This is a genomic window from Celerinatantimonas diazotrophica (assembly GCF_004339545.1).
GTDB lineage: Bacteria > Pseudomonadota > Gammaproteobacteria > Enterobacterales > Celerinatantimonadaceae > Celerinatantimonas > Celerinatantimonas diazotrophica.
In genome coordinates, this window is sequence record NZ_SMGD01000011.1 from 565,231 (window position 1) to 584,191 (window position 18,961).

Consider the following 18,961-nt stretch of genomic DNA (forward strand, 5'->3'; position numbering starts at 1 on the left):
TTATCATTTAGAAAAATGAGTCTCAAATCTATTTCTTTTTATAAAACCAATAAGTTAAGAAAAATTAACCGAGGTTAAATTTCAAACCAGTATCACCGCGGGTTGCAGGGTTATTTTTTCAAAAAATAACGCTTTGAGTTATTTTGTAACTTTAGATGCTCATAGTTAAGTAATTGCCCTCTGATCGTAGCTGGCTTACTTCGCTGAAGTCGACGGTAACAATAAGCGCCGTATTCAGATAAAGCGATCCCCATGACGACACATGTCAGAGCCACAGTATGTACCGCACCAAATACGGCTCGTTCGTCAGCAAATACGCACAATGCCATCAACGTGCTAAATAGTGGCAGTAAATTCATCACCACCGAAGCACGAACCCCACCCATCGCAATCGTCCCCTGCTGATAAAACATCTTAGAAATAATTGCGATAAATAATCCTACATAAAGAATAAGGATGATGGCTTGAAATAACTGTGCGCCATTGGGATGAGCCGGCTCAATCCATCGCCAGTGAGAATGATCGAAGCCATGTATCACCCAAGCAGGCGCTGCAACCAAACAAGCAGCGCAAGACATGGCCCACATCTGTGAACTCCAATGCACATTGGGGGCCCAGCGCAGAGCAAATGAATAAAGTGCATAAATAATGGCAGAGACTAAAACTAAACCATCCGCTAACGAGGGTTGCCAATGCCAAAGCTGCGATAATTGTCCTGCCGTTAACAGCCACAAAACGCCAAACAAAGAACAACCGATGCCAATCCACTGCAAAGAATGGCCAAACCGACGTGTATACAAAAAACTAAAAATAATCGTTAAAGTTGGGATCACCGAATGAATAATCGCAACATTAACCGCTTTGGCATGCAACGCATAAGCACCATAGAGCAATAAATTAAACACACCAAAGGCACTCGCCCCCCAACCGAATAACCACCATTTATGTGCGACAAGGGTTGACCAGTCACGACGGATCTGAGGCCAAAACAAGACACTTAGCACCACAACAGCTACCACCCAACGGTAAAAAGTCAGCTGATATGGGCTAAGTAATCCAACCGATAATTTACCCACGATATTACTACTTGACCAAATAACAGGTGCAATAAACAGCATAATATAGGGATGAGGCAGGGAATGATTTACAATACGACGGGTAAGTGATGAGTAAGACATAAGCCTTCCTTCCAATAAAAAATATGCAAAGAAGCCATCTGTCATACAAACACATTGTGGCGATTGACCACATAAACAAACCGACTTCCCTACGATGGCATGATCCATATCAGGTGATGCGGGTATTCTCTCAGCCATAAGGCACCCCGAGTCAGTAATCATTTTAATACGATCAGCGCATTTACTGCCACTAAAAATGAGTGCTTTCTTAGAACCGCCCTTTACACTTACAATCGGGACTTATTGACTGACGCGCTATACTATCGCTTCAACAATGAAACCGTTTAAGTAATAAGACATCATGAAGCAAATCCCTATCACTATACTCAATGGCTTTTTAGGTGCGGGCAAAACAACGCTGATGCGTCACTTGCTAGTACAAGCTCATCAGCAAAACATGGCTGTCAGTGTGATCGTAAATGATATGAGTCGCCTGGATATCGATGGTGTATTAATTGCCAATACAGACGTCGTGAGTCAGGAGCAGGATAATTTTATCTCTATCAGTGGCGAAAACATTAGTTCTGATAAAGGATTAGCGCTTCTAGATGACGCCATTGAAACACTCATTCAGGCTCCCCAACAACCTGCCTGGATTTTGCTGGAAACCTCAGGCAGTAGTCACCCATTACCACTTATTAAATATCTGCAGCAACACCGCCAAGTTGAACTACACGGAGTATTAGCGATAGTCGATGCGCTGATGCTGCAAAATGACTATGACAGTGCTCAAGCACTTATCCCAGCATTAGAACGCAATTTGTCACAAAACATTCGCCATATCGAAAACCTATTATGCGAGCAAATGATGTTCGCAACTGAAGTATTACTCAGTAAAAATGACAGGTTAAGTGCTTCTCAAATTCAGCAAATCGCGCAAGCGATTCATCCGCTGAACCCTTATGTAAATATCATTGCACTGTCATGGGGACATCTTAATCTTGCGACTGTGTTAGAAGCCCCTATTTATAATTTTCATCGCGTTGAAAAGCTGATTGAAGAGCTGGAAGAGACGGTTTCTCAAAGTATGAATTCAGCCAGTCCCGAGCAGATGGTCGCCAGAGTGATTAGCGATGACCGTCCTTTTCATCCACAGCGGCTTTATGACACCTGCCAACAGCATCTGGGGCGTCAAGTCTACCGCAGTAAGGGCTTCTTTTGGCTTCCCACTCGCGATGATATGGCGTTGTTGTGGAATCAGGCGGCTGGGAGTATCAGTTTAGAACTGGTTAGTTACTGGCGCTCTGGTATTCTGCAGGATCAACAACAGCACTTAAGCGCAGAGGAAAAAGCCACGCTCAATACGCAAATAGCCGCCCAAGCAGGACGTTTTGGGGATCGCCGCTGCCATTTAACGGTGATTGGTATTGCCGAACAAGTGGCTGCATTTGCTCGCTCATTACAACAGTGTTTTCTGACTGAAGATGAAATTCTCGCTTGGCAAAATGGCGCTGCATTTGATGACCCGTGGCCGAAACGCTTGGTTCGTCTCAGCTAACGCCCATTCATGAAAAAGCCACCTGATTCAGGTGGCAAATCGGGATGGATTATAATCGCTCACGCAGACCATTGTTTCAGTTCTCAGTCAACGATAGATTGATGCAGTCAGTGGGCAATTCATCTTTATGACGACATTATTTGGACCGGCTATCTTCAGCCATTGCCAACGGCCCAACGCAGGTGTTCATATTTCCGGTAATTTGTTAAATATTTGTATAAATATCAGCGACTAATTTGGGCTTATATCACTTAAATTCGAAACAAGATCAAATATTTTTCACTTCAATAAAGCAACTTAATTTGATTGGTTTATCCTTAATAAAGAAAACCGTTTCAAATTGCTAAAGGAGCTTTTTATGAACTGTCAATGCGCTTATATCAACAATCACTGCTCACATTTTTGGCTATCGCGTTATCCCCGCCCCCGTTAAAGATGTAAAGGCTCAAAATACGGTTGTCACGGTTTAGCATCTAGCATGCCGCCGACATCCAATTTATGTTTTTGTCGTACATAAATCCGTGCCAGGTTGATACTCATACTAAAGACGACTGATACAATTTAACGAATACCAATAACGCCATCATTCGTCGCCATGAGTTTCTGTTTGAATTTTACTCATTGAACGATTCAGGTCTGATTATGAACGAAGAGTTATTATCAGAAGGCCTTACATTAATGATGTTGGGAATGGGGTTTGTTTTTCTATTCTTGCTCTTTTTGGTCTTCATGACGCAACTGATGTCGAAAATAGTCGCTCGCTTAGAAAAAAACCAACGAGTGACAGAGTCTCCCGTCAGTACATCAATTCCCACCGATACTAATACTACACCAACACACGATGAACTCATTGCCGTATTAACGGCTGCCGTTCACCATCATCGGGCAATTCAATTAAAACAAAATGCCAGAGGTTAATTGTTATGGATTTACAAAAAAAAGCCGTCGGAATTACCGATGTCGTATTAAGGGATGCACACCAATCTCTGTTGGCCACGCGCATGCGTTTAGAAGATATGCTGCCAGTTGCGGCACAATTAGATGATGTAGGTTATTGGTCTTTAGAATGCTGGGGAGGCGCTACATTTGACAGTTGTATCCGCTTTTTAGGCGAAGATCCTTGGCAGCGGCTACGCGAACTAAAAAAAGCGATGCCTAAAACACCACTCCAAATGCTCTTACGTGGACAAAACTTACTGGGATACCGCCATTACGCCGATGATGTCGTCGATGCATTTGTGGAACGAGCCGTCGCTAATGGTATGGATATTTTTCGTGTCTTTGATGCACTCAACGACGTCCGCAATATGCGCTGTGCCATTAAGGCGGTCAAAAAACAAGGTGCCCATGCCCAAGGCACACTCTCTTATACCACCAGCCCAGCCCATACTCTGCAAACCTGGATTGATACCGCTGAGCAACTTGCTGAAATCGGTGTCGATTCCATTGCGATTAAAGATATGTCGGGGATTTTAAGCCCTTCAGTTGCCAGTGAACTGATTCAAGTGTTGAAAAAGCAGGTCGATGTGCCATTGCACCTGCACTGCCACTCGACCGCTGGTCTGGCGGATATGACCATGCTTAAAGCAATCGAAGCTGGAGTCGATCGAATTGATACAGCGATCTCATCATTAAGTGGAACCTACGGCCATCCAGCCACCGAAGCGATGGTTGCGGCACTAAAAGACACCCCGTTCGATACCGGGCTGGATATTGCCAAACTCGAAAAAATTGCAGCCTACTTTCGCGATGTTCGTAAAAAATATGGTCAGTTTGAAGGACAAATGCGTGGTGCTGATTCTCGAATCCTGGTTGCCCAGGTTCCTGGTGGCATGCTCACCAATATGGAAAATCAGCTCAAACAGCAACATGCATTGGATAAACTGGATGCCGTTTTAGAAGAAATCCCGCGCGTCCGCAAAGACTTAGGATACCCGCCACTGGTCACACCATCGTCACAAATTGTCGGCACGCAAGCGGTATTTAATGTCATCACTGGCGAACGCTATAAAACGATTACCAAAGAAACAGCCGCTATTTTACGAGGTGAATATGGTAAAACCCCACTCCCCGTGGATCCCAAACTTCAGGCTCAGGTGACCGCTGAAAAACCTGCGATTACAGAGCGTCCGGCCGATTTTATAGAACCGGAAATGCAACATTTGAGCAAAGAGGTCGAAGAACAAGCCGCTCAAAAAGGCATCACGTTAGCCAATAACAGCATAGAAGATGTACTGATCATTGCCTTGTTTAATCAGGTCGGCTGGAAATATTTGGCCAACCGGAATAACCCTGAAGCCTTCGAACCGAAACCTCAGGTTGCCCAAGCTCCAGTCGCCAAACCAGAGCCAAAAGCGCCGCCGATGAAACCGGCACCCAGCGATGTCTATACCATTACCGTGAATGGCCAACAATATGTTGTAAAAGTGGATGAAGGCGGTGAAATTCAACAGCTCAACCAGCAGTCCTCCGCACCTGCTCCCGCATCGCCTGAAACGGCCTCGGCACCTGTTCAGGCTAACAGCGCTGCCGGCAACGTTATGCAGGCGCCTTTATCCGGCAATATTTGGAAAATTGCCGCCAAAGTAGGCCAACATGTCGAAATTGGAGACGTGTTGCTGATACTCGAAGCGATGAAGATGGAAACCGAGATCAAAGCCGCTTGCAGTGGCACTGTAGCGCGAATTGATATCCATGAAGGAGATGCAGTTGAAGCAGGTGAGCCACTGCTGGTGATCGCGTAAGCGGGAGAAAAATGATGGACAACATAATGGGTCTTATCAATAACTTTGGGATCTTCCATCTAAGTTGGGGACAAGTAGTCATGATTATCGTCGGCCTGATTCTACTGTATCTGGCCATCGTTAAACATTTTGAACCCCTACTGCTGATTCCCATCGGATTTGGTGGTATTTTGGCAAACCTGCCCGACATCGGTTTAGCCTTGTCTGCAGTGGATAATGCACTGCATGCCGCGCATCCTGAGGTACTCAATCAATTTGCCAGTATTTTACAAATTGACCAAAGTACCGTCGGAGCAATTAAAGAGGCGATGCAACATGCCTCTCCAAAACAGTTAACCGAACTACAGTGGATCGCGGAGAAATTTCAATACACCAATGGCATGCTGTATCAGTTTTATGAGTTAGCCATTGCCTCTGGCTCAGGCCCACTCATTATCTTTATGGGGGTTGGAGCGCTCACTGATTTTGGCCCTTTACTGGCCAATCCGAAGACCTTACTGTTAGGTGCAGCCGCGCAATTTGGTATTTTCTCGACCGTGTTGGGAGCGATTGCCTTAGATAGCTTGGGAGTGATTCACTTTAGCTTAGCGCAGGCGGCTTCGATTGGGATTATTGGGGGTGCAGACGGTCCCACGGCGATTTATGTTTCAAGCTTATTATCACCAGAGTTGCTTGGAGCCATAGCCGTCGCGGCTTATTCATATATGGCGCTGGTTCCACTGATCCAGCCACCGATTATGCGCGCGTTGACCACTCAGGCTGAACGTCAGATTAAGATGCACCAACTGCGGAAGGTCAGCAAAACCGAGAAAATTGTTTTCCCGATCATGTTGCTCCTTCTGATCGCCTTACTGCTACCTTCGGCTACCCCGCTTTTAGGCATGTTTGCCTTTGGGAACCTGATGCGTGAGTGTGGCGTGGTTGAGCGGTTATCTCAAACGACCCAAAATGCCCTGATTAATATCGTGACGATTTTCTTAGGGCTAGCGGTAGGTTCTAAATTGATTGCCGAACGCTTTTTGCAGCCACAAACTATCGGCATTTTGATATTAGGCGTCCTTGCATTTTGTGTAGGTACGGCCGCTGGCGTACTGATGGCTAAAATATTAAACAGGTTCTTTAAGGAAAAAATGAACCCACTTATTGGCAGCGCTGGCGTATCTGCGGTACCAATGGCAGCCAGGGTATCCAATAAAATCGGTTTAGATGCTGACCCGCAAAACTTTCTCTTGATGCATGCCATGGGACCAAATGTTGCAGGAGTTATTGGCTCAGCAGTCGCCGCAGGAGTGATGATTAAATATGTATTAGGTTAAGTGAAAAAACGGCGTGTAAGCGCCGTTTTTATTCGCATAATATTCAACCGCAATAGCATCATTCACGATAAGAGAATTAGCCGCTTTGCTGCTGGTTTTCTATATTCTATATGAAACCCCATCAGAGAAAGTAGGCTCATGGTCATTTTATGAGTGAGAAGGAATGTGGCTGGCTAACTGGTCCATCTGACTATGAATGGCCTTAATGCGCTGATTCAATTGTTCAAGTTGCTCACGCGCCTGACGAACATGCGCACCTTCAAGCAATTTTTCAATATAAGCCATCTGCCCATAAACAGGTGACAAACTTTGTGAATAGCCACTTAAGGTTTTAGCCAAACGTTGTGCCTGCCAGTAATTGTGTTTAGCAAACGCCTGTTCCAGGTTAGCAAAATCAGTCCGAGCCTGGCGGAATTTATCCAGCTGCTGGCGATAGAGTGAAAGATCATGCTGATTTAAATGCGTATAATGTTTTTTTAACTTTTCGACTTGTGAATCATTGGGATATAGCCGGCTTAAGGTGTCGATCAAGGCATTCACCTGATGGTTACGCCAATAGACCGGACGCTGATTGAGTTGTTGAATGCGCTGATAATAAAGCGCCTTAAATTCATCTTGGTTGGCATGCAACTCGGTATGGCTAAAACGCTGAGCAATATCCTGCCCTTGTTTAAGAGTTAATGCTTTGGGTTCTATCTGTTGAGAACTTAATGCTGTCCATAAAGGCGAGAGCTGTTCGGCGTGATTTTTAAGCGCCATAGGCGTCCCTACCACAATAGCCAAAACGCCCCCAACAATCGCCCAACGAAGCCGCATCCCCCAAGTGGCTTTGTTGACAACTTTTACTCGCTCACTCGGGGCATTAAAGGCTCGCTCAAGCTTATCAATTTGTTCAAAAATGCTAAGTCCTAGAGCATCCCACCCTTGAATTTGTTCTTGTTGTAGTTGCTGTATCTGCTCATCTAATGCCTGGCAAGCCCGCTCACATCGATAAAGCTCACGCAGCTGTTCTAGATTAGGATTTAACCGCTTCAGTTCAGGAATAACAAGGCTGGTCTGCCAGTTGAACAGTTCTAAGCGCCGCTGGGCAGGAAATATCGACTGTTCACCAAATTTATCGAGCACCTCATATTCAAGCTCCAACGCATCTGCCAAACCACTGATGCCCTCGACTTTTAAACTAGCCACACAGTAATAGCTGGCTAACAATAAGTCGCTGCCAGAAGAGCGAATCAAACTCTGACAATCGTTATAAATTTTTTGCCAATCACACCCACCGCTTAACGGATTAAACCGACGATTTACCTCACTACGGATCTGCTGATATAACTCATTGTCGCGCAGCTGACGCTCGTCATCGACAATTTTAAAGCGGTTCATTTGTATCATTAAAACAACTCACAAAAACACCAGTCTCCAAGCAGAGACTGGTTATGAACGATTATTAATAGAGGTTTTTCGAGATCTTAAAGCTTTTGAACAAAGCATCCGTAAATGGATTGCCATCGACCTCAGAGGTTAATTTGTACGTCACATGGCCACCGTCGATATTAAACCGATACTTCACACTCGTATCACTAGAGCTGACAATGCGTCCATGATCCAGTAAGCGGAAAAATGCCCAAGGCCCCTGAATTGTGATACTCCGTGGTGAGACATTATTTAATGTCGGCACTAAGGTCAGCTTCGAAGAAGCTGAAGAGCGTAAGCTATTCGGCCACATCAAGTTCACACTCTGTTTTGCACCATGGGCATATTCAACATACTGGCCATCGACATTGATAATGGCGCGCATTTTATTGCCCGTGAGATCAACTGGCTCCAGTGCAAACTCAACATCCAAGGCACCTTTACGGTTAAAGAATGCATGCTGAATCTTCTGTGCATGTGCAATCTCGTGCATCACCTTCGCGCTAATCAGACCATTTTGCCCGCCATCGCTTAAAGACACACCTTCATCTTCAAACATTTTAAGTTGATGGTTGTAGAACTGATCAATCACCCCACCCGGCGCAAAAAAGTCACTAAAGTCTTTCAGTGAAACATCAACATTCGAGTGTGGATTAAATGGGTAACGAGACGCCAATTTCTGTTCAAATTGCTGATACACATCCTTCTGCCAACGCGTCTGTAAATAACCAATAGCCTGCTGTTTCACGGTCAGCCAACTTTCATCGGCTAGTTTTTTAACGAGCTTATTCATCGGTGAAGGTAAACCAGAAGCAATCCTCTCAAGCGTATAAATTGGGTCTGAATCTTTCAGGCTAAGGCGGGCTTTGGTTGCCTCTAGCGCAGCTTTGCCCATGCTTGGAGCACTCTGAATCGATTTAAGGTATTCATTGAGTGAACTAATCGCATCCATCACTTCATTCATATAAGCAGGCTTGCCGTCGGTACTGGCAATCAACCCATTCAGTTTGCTAAATGGGTCAGCGATTCGAGCAGCGGTCGCATATTTACTGGTTTTCATCAATTCCATACGCGCCGCATCATCTTTAGGCATATCTGGGAAAAGTTGGGTATTTTGCGATAGTGTCTGCAGCAGTCGATTGTAGGGTTGCATCCCCCCAACCACATTGCTGAGGACTTCAATGGCATCATTGATATTGGTGAAATACTTCACATCCACATGATTGATCGCTTCACGCCAATAGTGCGTGTAATCGGCCACATACAGATCTCGAATGTGCGCTCGTAACACATCTTTATCTGCTTGACTGTATTGGGCACTCTTGCGCTCGCCTAAGACCCAACTGTCGATCATGGCCAAATTAGAAACCGATGCTAACTGCGGCAGAAAATATTTTTTAAATCCATGCGCTGTATATAACTGTGGAATTTCAAGTGTCTGTTTTGGCGTGTTAGAGGCGTCAAACACCACGTTATAAACGGGTCCAACCTGTTTTGGCAATTCTAACGGAGCGCCCAAGACCAAGGCCGCATTTTGCTGAAGATTACGGTACACCCGTTGTGCCACCGGGATCTGACTTAACCGCATCTGGATATTTGCGATCAGCTGATCATATGGCTTAAGTATAGCGATCGCTTGCGGATCTCCCTCTTTTTGCAAAGCTTCAAGATCCGTATGATCCATTGCATAATCTAAATGGCTCATCAACATCTGCTGCGTCTGTGGTTGCCCGGGATATTCTTTCTGCCAATATTTACGAAAGTAATCTTCCACATAATTTTTACGCCGGCCACTTTGATCCGTCATCATTCGATACACGCGCAGCAAAGTAAGACGTTGTTCATCGGTTTTCGCTTCACTCATTTGCATGACGAGTTGACGCAGCAACACGGGCAAATACTGCAAACGCAGTGCTTCTAAATAGCTCGTCTCAACCTTCGGACCGATGGATTTTCCCTGATAAAGCCCCATATCCGCCACGCCCGGTGTTCGTTGGCGATAGAAACCAAATTCAAGAGTGGCATCACGCAACATATTCAACGGTGGCAACAGGGCTTTTTCGTCTTTACCACGCCAGGAAACATCTGCATATTGTTTTTTATAAAGCTCAACCCGCTTGAGCACCTCTTGGGCCTGAGCACTATTGATCATGTAGTAGCGCTGCCAGCCGCCGATCAGCATCACCGAAGCAATGAGACACACAATAGTCGAGAGCAACAGCACTCGTCGTTTACGCTGAGCGGCACGAAAGTTATCTGAGGCCAAACCAGCTTCTGGATAAATAATCCGTTGGAACAAGTTTTTGGTGAAATAAGTCGTCGAACTGGCTGCATCCTGAGCACTGTTAATCACCCGACTTAATCCATAACGACGCGCTGACGCGTCAACATAAGCGTCCGATGGCACACCTTGTTGATAAACCGAGGTTAAATAAACTCCGCGAACCAGCGCCGAAGTCGAGAACTGGTCACTGGCCAGAGCATCGTTAAAGAACTGTTTGAGAACATCGAGTAACCCCGCAATCTGGCGAGCAAAGCTGTAGATAGCCGTACGATCTTCTTCATCTGCGGCCTGTTGCAACGCTTTCGGAAGACCCGCATTAATCCGCTCGATAAAGGCGCGATATTCCTGTTCAAATTCGCTCAACCATTTATCCAGATCACTGACTGAATCTAACGTGAAAGTAAAGCCCATGACATCATCACGCTGTTCTTTGGTGTATTCACGAAAGAACGGTTCAAAACCATACAATAGATCCAGCTTCGTCAGCGTAATGTACACGGGCATACGAGTGGAGAGAATTTCCATCAGTTCACGCAATCGAGCCCGCAATAACGTGGCATAAGCACGTCGTTCAGAAACCGAGGTGGTCGCCAGATGAGCAATATCCAGCGCAATCACGACACCGTTGAGGGGACGGCGGCTGCGCGTACTTTCTAACCATTTGACAAAATGTAGCCACAATCGACGCTCCATTTCACCATCATTATCAGGGTCATTATGGCGCTGCGTTAACAGCTCGCCATCCGGGTCGATTAATACCGAATCATCGCCAATCCACCAATCAAATGAATAAGGATTTTCACTTTTTTTACCCGAGGCCCGAAGCACATTTGAAAACACAAAATCCTGACCCGAGCGGTTAATTAAACTCGTTTTTCCTGCATTTTCCAGCCCTAACACCAGATACCAAGGTAAGGCATAGAGATAATTCCGCCTGTTTAAACTCTGGCGCATCCCACTCATGACTTTATCCAGCTCAACCTGCTGGCGTTCTTCATAGCGCTGGATCGGGTCTTCTTGTAGTTGCAGCTGATGACTTTGTGAAGCCTGTATTTTATGCAACTTATGCCACTGCGCCAGAGCCCACCAAATAATGAAGATTAAGGTGCAAACACTGCTGGCCAATCCGCGAGCCATAATTGAGGCTAAAGGATGAGAGTCTTTGATGCTTAACCATGGGCCGGCCCACCAAATAGCGACCTGAGCCAGAATAAACACCAAGATAATCAATAATGGCAAAGACGATTGCAATGCACCCAATAAGGGTTTACAGAGCTTTTTTAAAAATTTGCTAACTAACTGAAACATAATCAATCGATTCCTGACTTATTCTGCTCGATAAGATTCTAAATGCTGAATGAGTGATGGCTCCCACTGGCCAACACTCATCTGACTAATTTGGCTATATAACGCCTGATAATTCTGTCCGGCCATAGCCCCTAACTGATGTTCACGCATTAAGTCGGCGCTTAATAAACGCCAATACGCTTTTTCACGAGGCTCGCTGGCATCTTTCAGCCCATCATTTAACATGGCTAGAGCAACCGACAAGCCACCTTCTTTGGCCAATTGCATCGCTTCTGTGCGCCGCGCATGCCAGTCAGAACCGCCCTGCTCAGCTGAGCCTTGCTTGGTACTATTTAGCCACTGCAATGTAGCCGCGCTGGCAAACGGGATCTGACCTTTGAAACTTAATTGGCTCAAGCCGGGGAGTCGTTCGATAAACAGCGCTAATTCTTGACGGATCGCTTCACTCCAGTTTGGCTCAGACAACTTTTCGGCAATCTGAGCACTTAAATAGTGGCCGTCAAACCAAAATGGAGACAGCGCTAAACTTTGTTCGACTTTACGCCACAACGCCAAGCTAGCCCCCCGTTGTAATTGCTCTTGATAGTCTTGAATGCGGTCCGCCGAAACAGCCATTAACTGAGTTTCCCCTTGTGAGTTAGCCTCTGGTAATGCCGTAATGGAAAACCACACTGCAAAACGTCGCAGTCGTAACCCCAGAATCGGACCTTCATCCAGCTCTGTTAAAAAATCCGCCACTTTTAACAATGTCTGCTTAACGGCGCGCTCGCTCGAGGTGTCAATACTCAGCGCAGAGGATTGCGTTGAGATCGTGCTAGAAGCTTTGGGTTCTGGCGGGGCAGACACATCCTCGTGCTGCTGAGCGGCTGGCTTCACCTCACTGACTGTTGCCATTTGCCGCTTGATTAAAGCCGCTAATTCGTCGACCCCTTCAACGGGTAACTGTTGCTGTTTAGCTGCCGTTTCGAGTTGTTCAATCACCTGTTCTAACTGGCTTTTTTGCTCAAAATCAAAGCGCGCAGGTTCAAGTTTTTCACCCGCTTGGTAACTGCGTTGCAAGATCTGCGAAAAAAACTTACGCCGGGGCAATACCCCACGTTTACCGGGTGCAGGAAAACAACTGACCCAATACTTTTCTATAAAATCGACAAACAGCTGTAGCGATAAAATATAGCGTTCTGGGGTGCATTGATGCTGCAGACACTGCAGCAAAATTGCCAGTATTTTGAGATCCTTACTCCGTTCAGCTAATAGCTTTAAAGCACTTTGTTCAACTTCCTGCCACTTCACCTCGGCATGCGAAAGCGATCCCACTTTGATCATTTGTGATTCAACAAAATCAAGAAGTGGATCATCACGTAATCGCTCACCTACCGCCGACTGTTCGCTGATAGGGGTGGCTAATTTAGTTCGGAATTCTTTTACATTCATGGTCACTCACTAATTCCATTCGCAAGCTTTCTGTAAGGCTTTGATAGAGCTCTTAAGCCCCTTGGATGAAAACTCAAGCCCGTTCACACTGGCTACATTTGAGCGCAACAAAATCGGCTGATTGGCCATCAGGGCGCGCATTAAATGGATCGCTGGCAAACCACGCCCCGACTCAAGAATAAGCCCCGATTCGTCCACCAGCCATGACTGGGTATTCTCCCGATGCCCAATAACGGTAATCGCGACCCGTCCAATGTTGAGTGGTTTTGGCAACAGTAAACGCACCCGACTAATTTTGTTGTCGCAACTGAGCATCAAAATCGGTTTTTGCATAGCTTTGCTGATTGGCTGTTGCGGATGAGGCCAATGATTGGCCGTAGCACTCAGCCAAATGCCTTCCGAGGGCTTTGCAGAGTTTTCCATTCCTAAATGAAACCCTGCCTGATTATGGTGTTTTTCATATTCAACGGCTCGTTGCCAAACAATGGGCGCATGTTTTTGCCGTTGCGCTGATATTTTGGGGGTCACAACAGGGGTCGCAAAAACCTCATCAAAACATTGCAATCGCTGCAATCGATTTTGAACTTGCCGACATTGTTGCGCTTTTTCTAACTGCGAGACCGGTTTAGCCACGGTTGCCGCTGAGCTAATTACCAACAATACTGCAACCCACACCATCTTCCCTGTCATTAACTTTCAATCTCCAATTTTTGACATTTATGCGCCAATGTTCTTTTAGGTAATCCCAGACTTTGCGCAGTCTTTGCCCGATCGCCACGATATTCCTCTAAACGCGTCCGGATAATTGACGCTTCAAACTGTCGCAGAGCCTGTTTTAAATCATGGATCTGTGCATAAGGCTCATCGACGTTGCTATCACTTGATTGCTCGTCAACATTAGTCGGCATCCATTCGGTGAGTTCAGTTAAGCGATCTCCAAAGCAATTCAGGTTCAGCTCATTACTGTCATCTACTTGCGTACAGCCAAATTCCACCAAATGACGCAGTTCTCGAACATTCCCTGGGAAAGAGTAGGTCGCTAATTTGTCAAACAACTGAAAATGTACACTGCGCACATTAAGCTGATGCGCCTGGTTAAACTGACGGACAAAATGATACGTTAGCGCCTGCAAGTCATCGCTGCGCTCTCGCAGCGCCGGCAGGTGTAAGGGATACTGACAAAGCCGATAATAAAGGTCTTGGCGAAACTCACCTGCTTTCACTTTTTCTAGCAAATTTACATGCGTTGCAGCCACCAAACGAAAGTCTGAATGTTGGGATTCATTTGCCCCCACAGCACGGAACTGATGGGTCTCTAAGACCCGTAACAATTTAGCTTGCAAAGGCAGTGGCATATCCCCGATTTCATCTAGAAACAACGTTCCTTGATGCGCTTCAGCAATAATGCCTCGTTTGGCCTTGATCGCACCGGAAAATGCCCCTTTTTCATGGCCAAACAGTTCACTTTCAAGCAACTGCTCAGGGATTGCCGCACAGTTCACAGTGACAAATGGTTGCGTTCGGCGCGGCGAATATTGGTGCAGCGCTCGAGCGACCAGCTCTTTGCCAGTACCGGTTTCCCCCTGAACCAAAACGGTTAGCGAAGATTGCGCCGCTCGAATCGTCTGTTTGCGTAGCTTTACCATCGCCGGACTATCACCTATCAGCAGGTCTTTCAGCTGTTGAGCTAAATGTTGCGTGCGCTGTTCACTTTGCATGCGATGAATCGACTGCTTCAGTAAATACTGTTGGCTATTACGCTGACTAAGCTCAGAGAGCATGTCCCACTGCTGAATAAAAATAGTGGTGTATTCACGCCATTGTTGATCCTCTAACAAGGCTTCTAGGCGTTCGTCCTCGGCGACTAACGTGACAATCGTCTGAACACGGTGTCCATCGCGATTACAAGGCGAAAGCAGAATGCCGCTCTGGCGTGATTTTTGTTCAAGCAATTGGGTAAATGGCTGATTATCTGTCCAATAAGGCAGTTCGCTTGAGCGGATCAAACGCATTTCTTGTTTTTGAATTAAATGCGAAAACGGATGTTCAAAATCATCCACCGCCCAGCTTAAATCTTGTGCATGTGTCAGACAAACCAGAGTCCGCCCATCGTTATCAGGCACAATCAGATGCACCGCTTGCACAGCTAGTTGCACGGTTAAAAACTGCACATAATGTTCAATCAGTTGCTGACTGTCCCGCAATGTCAGCAAATCTGCAGCAGAGCTCAGCCAAGCCTTCATATCAGCATACCTCAGAATAAAATTGCCCCTCGCGAACGCCCATCTCAATAGTTTGAACAGGTGATTGTTCCGCAAGTTTGTTTAACAACGCCAACGAAACAGGTGGCAATAATTGCCCTTCAATAATGGCTTCGAGCATGCGCGCACCATTTTCAGAACGCGTTGCTCTTTGTCGAATCAGTGCCACTAATTCATCATCAATCGCAACTTGTGCCTGATATCGTTCTTTAAACAAGCGTTCAAGACGCGCCAGTTTGGCGCGAATGATATCTTCAAGAACCTCATCGGCCAGCGGCAGATAGGGAATAACTTCCATCCGAGCCAACAACGCGGGCTTGAAGAAGGCAGCCAGTTCTTGATAGAGCGCGTCTTCAATTCGCTCTGGTTCACTCGCATTGTCAACGATGGTCTGATATCCCAGGTTGGAGGTCAGGAAAAATACGACATTCTGGCAGTCAATGATCCGACCTTCACCATCGGCAAGCTCACCTTTATCAAACGCTTGATAAAACAGATTCAGCACCTCTGGATGCGCTTTTTCCACCTCATCGAGCAGTACGATGGAATACGGCATTTTCCGAATAGCTTCAGTTAACACCCCGCCTTCTCCATAACCAACATACCCTGGAGGTGAGCCAATCAGTCGTGAAACCGTATGTTTTTCCTGATATTCAGACATGTTAATGGTGGTTAAAAATTGTTGTCCGCCATAGAGCTGCTCAGCTAATTGGACCACCGTCTCAGTTTTACCGACACCACTGGGGCCAACGAGCAAAAAGGCACCTTTCGGTCGTCCCGGACGACGTAGATCGGCGCGAGCCGTTAATAGATGGCGGTGAATTCGTTCAATCGCTAACTGCTGTCCCTTCACTTGCTGGCCTAAGATGTCACTTAAATGAGTCATTTTAGAGAGCTCATCGGCATTCATTTGATCGACAGGAACGCCGGTCCAATCGGCAATCACCTGAGCAATTTGTGCCTCGTCGACCTGTGGATGAACCAGTAATTCTTTGTGTGGGATCTGCGCCAGCTCTTGATAGCAATCAGCAAGTTTTGCTTTCAGTTGCACCTCATCAAGTGGTTCAGGCTCGGCATCTTGAACATGCTCGGGTTCTTGATCCAAAATGACTTCAGCCGCTTGCTCGGCAGCTTCTACTGTGGCCTCAAATTCAGATTCGTCATCATGCTGAGCACTGACAGTGTCATCAGATGCAGGTTCAATGGTGTCAGCATCCAGTGCTAATAGCTGCCCGCGAAGTTCAATAATCTTTTCAACGAGTTGCTTTTGCTTCTGCCAGGATTGTTCCAACTGTCGATAAAGCTGTTTATCCTCTAAATCAAGTTTCTCAAGCACATCAACACGTTCATCATCGACGATTTCACCAATTTTTCCTTGTCGCTTCAGCATCGCCAGTTCCAAAGAGCGCTGATAACTGCGACTTTCAATCTGCGTCAGTTTCCGGGGCGGCGAGCTTAGGTTAATAGCAATGCGAGCACAGGCTGTATCTAATACATCGATGGCTTTATCTGGCAACTGGCGACCAGAAACATAGCGATCTGATAATAAAGCGGCCGCCTTAAGGGCATCATCACTGATTAATACCTGGTGGGATGCTTCATAAACACCGTGTAAACCTCGCAAAATATCAATGCTGGTCTTGGCCGATGGCGCTTCTAATTTCACCAACTGGAAACGACGGGTCAGGGCCGGATCTTTTTCAAAGTATTTTTTATATTCTTTCCAGGTAGTCGCCGCGATAGTCGATAATTCTCCCCGAGCCAAGGCAGGTTTTAACAGGTTAGCGGCATCCCCTCCGCCTTCCTGGTTACCAGCCCCAATCAGGGTATGCGCTTCATCGATGAATAAGATAATCGGCTTCGGTGAATTTTTAACCTCATCGATAATACTTTTCAAACGCCGCTCAAACTCACCTTTAACCGAGGCGCCGGCCTGCAAAAGCCCTAAATCCAGCGATAATAATTCAATATCTTGAAGATGCGTGGGAACTTGCTCTTTCACAATGCGCTGAGCCAACCCTTCAACCACAGCACTTTTACCAACTCCAGCATCCCCGACGACAATTGGATTGTTTTTGCGACGACGGCAGAGAATATCGATCATCAGGTTGATTTCATCATCGCGACATAAAACTGGGTCAAGCTCGCCGTCACGGGCCATCTGGGTAAAGTTACTACAGTATTTACCTAACGCCGTTTCTGCATCGCTGGTCGTATTTACTGACACGTGCTCTTGAGTCTCTGGGCTACTGGGGGCTTCTGCTGAATTTTCCGTTAGTTGCGAAAATTGGCGCCGCAATGTCTCACGATTAATCCCTGCCAGCGCTTCACTAACCCCACGACTTAAATAGCGTTCTGGGCGCATTAAAGCAGCAATAAAAATAGCACCAGAGCGCAACTGTGGCTGATTCAGCTCAGCTGAACTTAATAACCAGGCATCTTGCAACAGTTCCACTAAAAGTGGCGAGAACGCAGGGTAGCTTTGCTGACCGACTTCTTGTGGCTGGGCATCACCGGTAATTGTTTTTAATTTTTGCCAGTCAATCCCGCAGATTTTTAGGATCTCACGAATATCTGACAACGGATTATCCAACACCGTGAATAGTAGATGCTCAAAGGTAACTTCTGGGTTCTGCCGAGCCATGCAATGAGCAGCCGCTTGTTCTAAAGCCAGCTTCGTTTGCGAGTTTAGTTTTTTAATTAATGTGGGTAATTCAATTTGAATCACAACAGATTCCTTAGTGCAGAATTTGGTTCAGTTGAGCGATCACATCCATCGACTTACTATGTAATGCCAATGAATAACCAAGAAAAATGACAATCCAGGCCACACCAAAGCCAATAAAAATCGACCAAACAGGCACCTGTTTGGATAAATGCTCTTTGGTGGCGACAACATGTTTGGTTGCGCTGGTTAACTCTTGGGGGCGCTGCTGCTGTTGCCGGGCGAGGAGTTGATAGAGATTTTTGACCACTTTCTGGTACTCTTGGTGGCCGTTTTCCATCACTCGATAACGCCCTTCGAACCCCAGACACAAGCACAAATAGATAAATTCTAAAATCTCTTTGTAACGTGTCGGCTCACTTTGCAAACGAGATAAAATGGTAAAAACTTTCTCCCCACCCCACGTTTCATTATGAAAGCGAGTCAGCAACGAGTGTTCAGCCCAGATGCTGTCTGCTCCCCAGCTAGTGCTCATCACGGCTTCATCGACAAACGAGCACAAGACGTAGCGATAAGCTAAGATCATGGCATGTTCATAGCCTGCTTCAGTCAGCTCTACTTCAATGGTTTTGACTTCATCGACAGCCTGACGATAAACCTCGGAAACTTCATCACAATACGACAACCGCCGGATCCTAATTGCCATCCCGAGCAGTGGTGTGGCGGCATCAACCATCGGATTTAAATTATCCCCGCGCAGTTGAAACCAATAATCGTGGTCATTATCAATATTGCTTACTTCATCAAATAACAGCCCGTCAAAACTCTGTAACTGACCTGGCTGTGTCGTCATCATATCTGTCATG

12 protein-coding genes and 1 riboswitch are annotated in these 18,961 nt (G+C 46.2%); of the genes, 4 read left to right on the forward strand and 8 right to left on the reverse strand.

Features of this window, described 5'->3' with window-relative positions; translation table 11 throughout:
- Positions 1–110: 110 nt before the first annotated feature.
- Entirely contained in the window at positions 111–1,178 is a 1,068-nt protein-coding gene (locus EV690_RS05650; protein WP_165872668.1) for a DMT family transporter, read from the reverse strand.
- Positions 1,179–1,247: 69 nt separating this feature from the next.
- Positions 1,248–1,337: riboswitch (TPP riboswitch) on the reverse strand.
- A gap of 142 nt (positions 1,338–1,479) precedes the next feature.
- Here EV690_RS05650 and EV690_RS05655 point away from each other — a divergent pair.
- The 4 genes from EV690_RS05655 to EV690_RS05670 all read left to right on the forward strand — a co-directional run bounded on the left by EV690_RS05655 (position 1,480) and on the right by EV690_RS05670 (position 6,736).
- Complete coding sequence (locus tag EV690_RS05655) at positions 1,480–2,676, forward strand: CobW family GTP-binding protein (protein ID WP_131911932.1); 1,197 nt, start codon at positions 1,480–1,482, stop codon at positions 2,674–2,676.
- 642 nt (positions 2,677–3,318) lie between these two features.
- Entirely contained in the window at positions 3,319–3,594 is a 276-nt protein-coding gene (locus EV690_RS05660; RefSeq protein ID WP_131911933.1) for an OadG family protein, read from the forward strand.
- 5 nt (positions 3,595–3,599) lie between these two features.
- Entirely contained in the window at positions 3,600–5,420 is a 1,821-nt protein-coding gene (oadA, locus tag EV690_RS05665; protein WP_131911934.1) for a sodium-extruding oxaloacetate decarboxylase subunit alpha, read from the forward strand.
- A 14-nt stretch (positions 5,421–5,434) separates the two neighbouring features.
- The gene (locus EV690_RS05670) at positions 5,435–6,736 is read left to right on the forward strand and encodes a sodium ion-translocating decarboxylase subunit beta (protein WP_131912158.1); all 1,302 of its coding nucleotides are present in this window, start codon (positions 5,435–5,437) and stop codon (positions 6,734–6,736) included.
- 147 nt (positions 6,737–6,883) lie between these two features.
- Here the strand turns inward: EV690_RS05670 and EV690_RS05675 are convergent, their stop codons facing one another.
- From EV690_RS05675 to icmH, 7 genes are all read right to left on the reverse strand, one after another.
- The gene (locus EV690_RS05675; protein WP_165872669.1) at positions 6,884–8,116 is read right to left on the reverse strand and encodes a type VI secretion system ImpA family N-terminal domain-containing protein; all 1,233 of its coding nucleotides are present in this window, start codon (positions 8,114–8,116) and stop codon (positions 6,884–6,886) included.
- A gap of 64 nt (positions 8,117–8,180) precedes the next feature.
- Entirely contained in the window at positions 8,181–11,738 is a 3,558-nt protein-coding gene (gene tssM, locus EV690_RS05680; RefSeq protein ID WP_131911936.1) for a type VI secretion system membrane subunit TssM, read from the reverse strand.
- Positions 11,739–11,756: 18 nt separating this feature from the next.
- Entirely contained in the window at positions 11,757–13,169 is a 1,413-nt protein-coding gene (gene tssA / locus EV690_RS05685) for a type VI secretion system protein TssA (protein WP_131911937.1), read from the reverse strand.
- 9 nt (positions 13,170–13,178) lie between these two features.
- Positions 13,179–13,859, reverse strand: coding sequence for a type VI secretion system-associated protein VasI (gene vasI, locus EV690_RS05690; protein ID WP_131911938.1), 681 nt, complete (start codon positions 13,857–13,859; stop codon positions 13,179–13,181).
- On the reverse strand, positions 13,859–15,412 hold the full coding sequence (locus EV690_RS05695) for a sigma-54 interaction domain-containing protein (RefSeq protein WP_131911939.1): 1,554 nt from the start codon (positions 15,410–15,412) through the stop codon (positions 13,859–13,861). The genes vasI and EV690_RS05695 overlap by 1 nt, the downstream gene beginning before the upstream one ends.
- A gap of 1 nt (position 15,413) precedes the next feature.
- A complete protein-coding gene (tssH, locus tag EV690_RS05700) occupies positions 15,414–18,158 on the reverse strand; it encodes a type VI secretion system ATPase TssH (RefSeq protein WP_131911940.1) in 2,745 nt (914 codons plus the stop codon).
- A gap of 10 nt (positions 18,159–18,168) precedes the next feature.
- Positions 18,169–18,960, reverse strand: a complete 792-nt coding sequence (icmH, locus tag EV690_RS05705) for a type IVB secretion system protein IcmH/DotU (RefSeq protein ID WP_131911941.1) — start codon at positions 18,958–18,960, stop codon at positions 18,169–18,171.
- Between the last annotated feature and the right edge of the window lies 1 nt (position 18,961).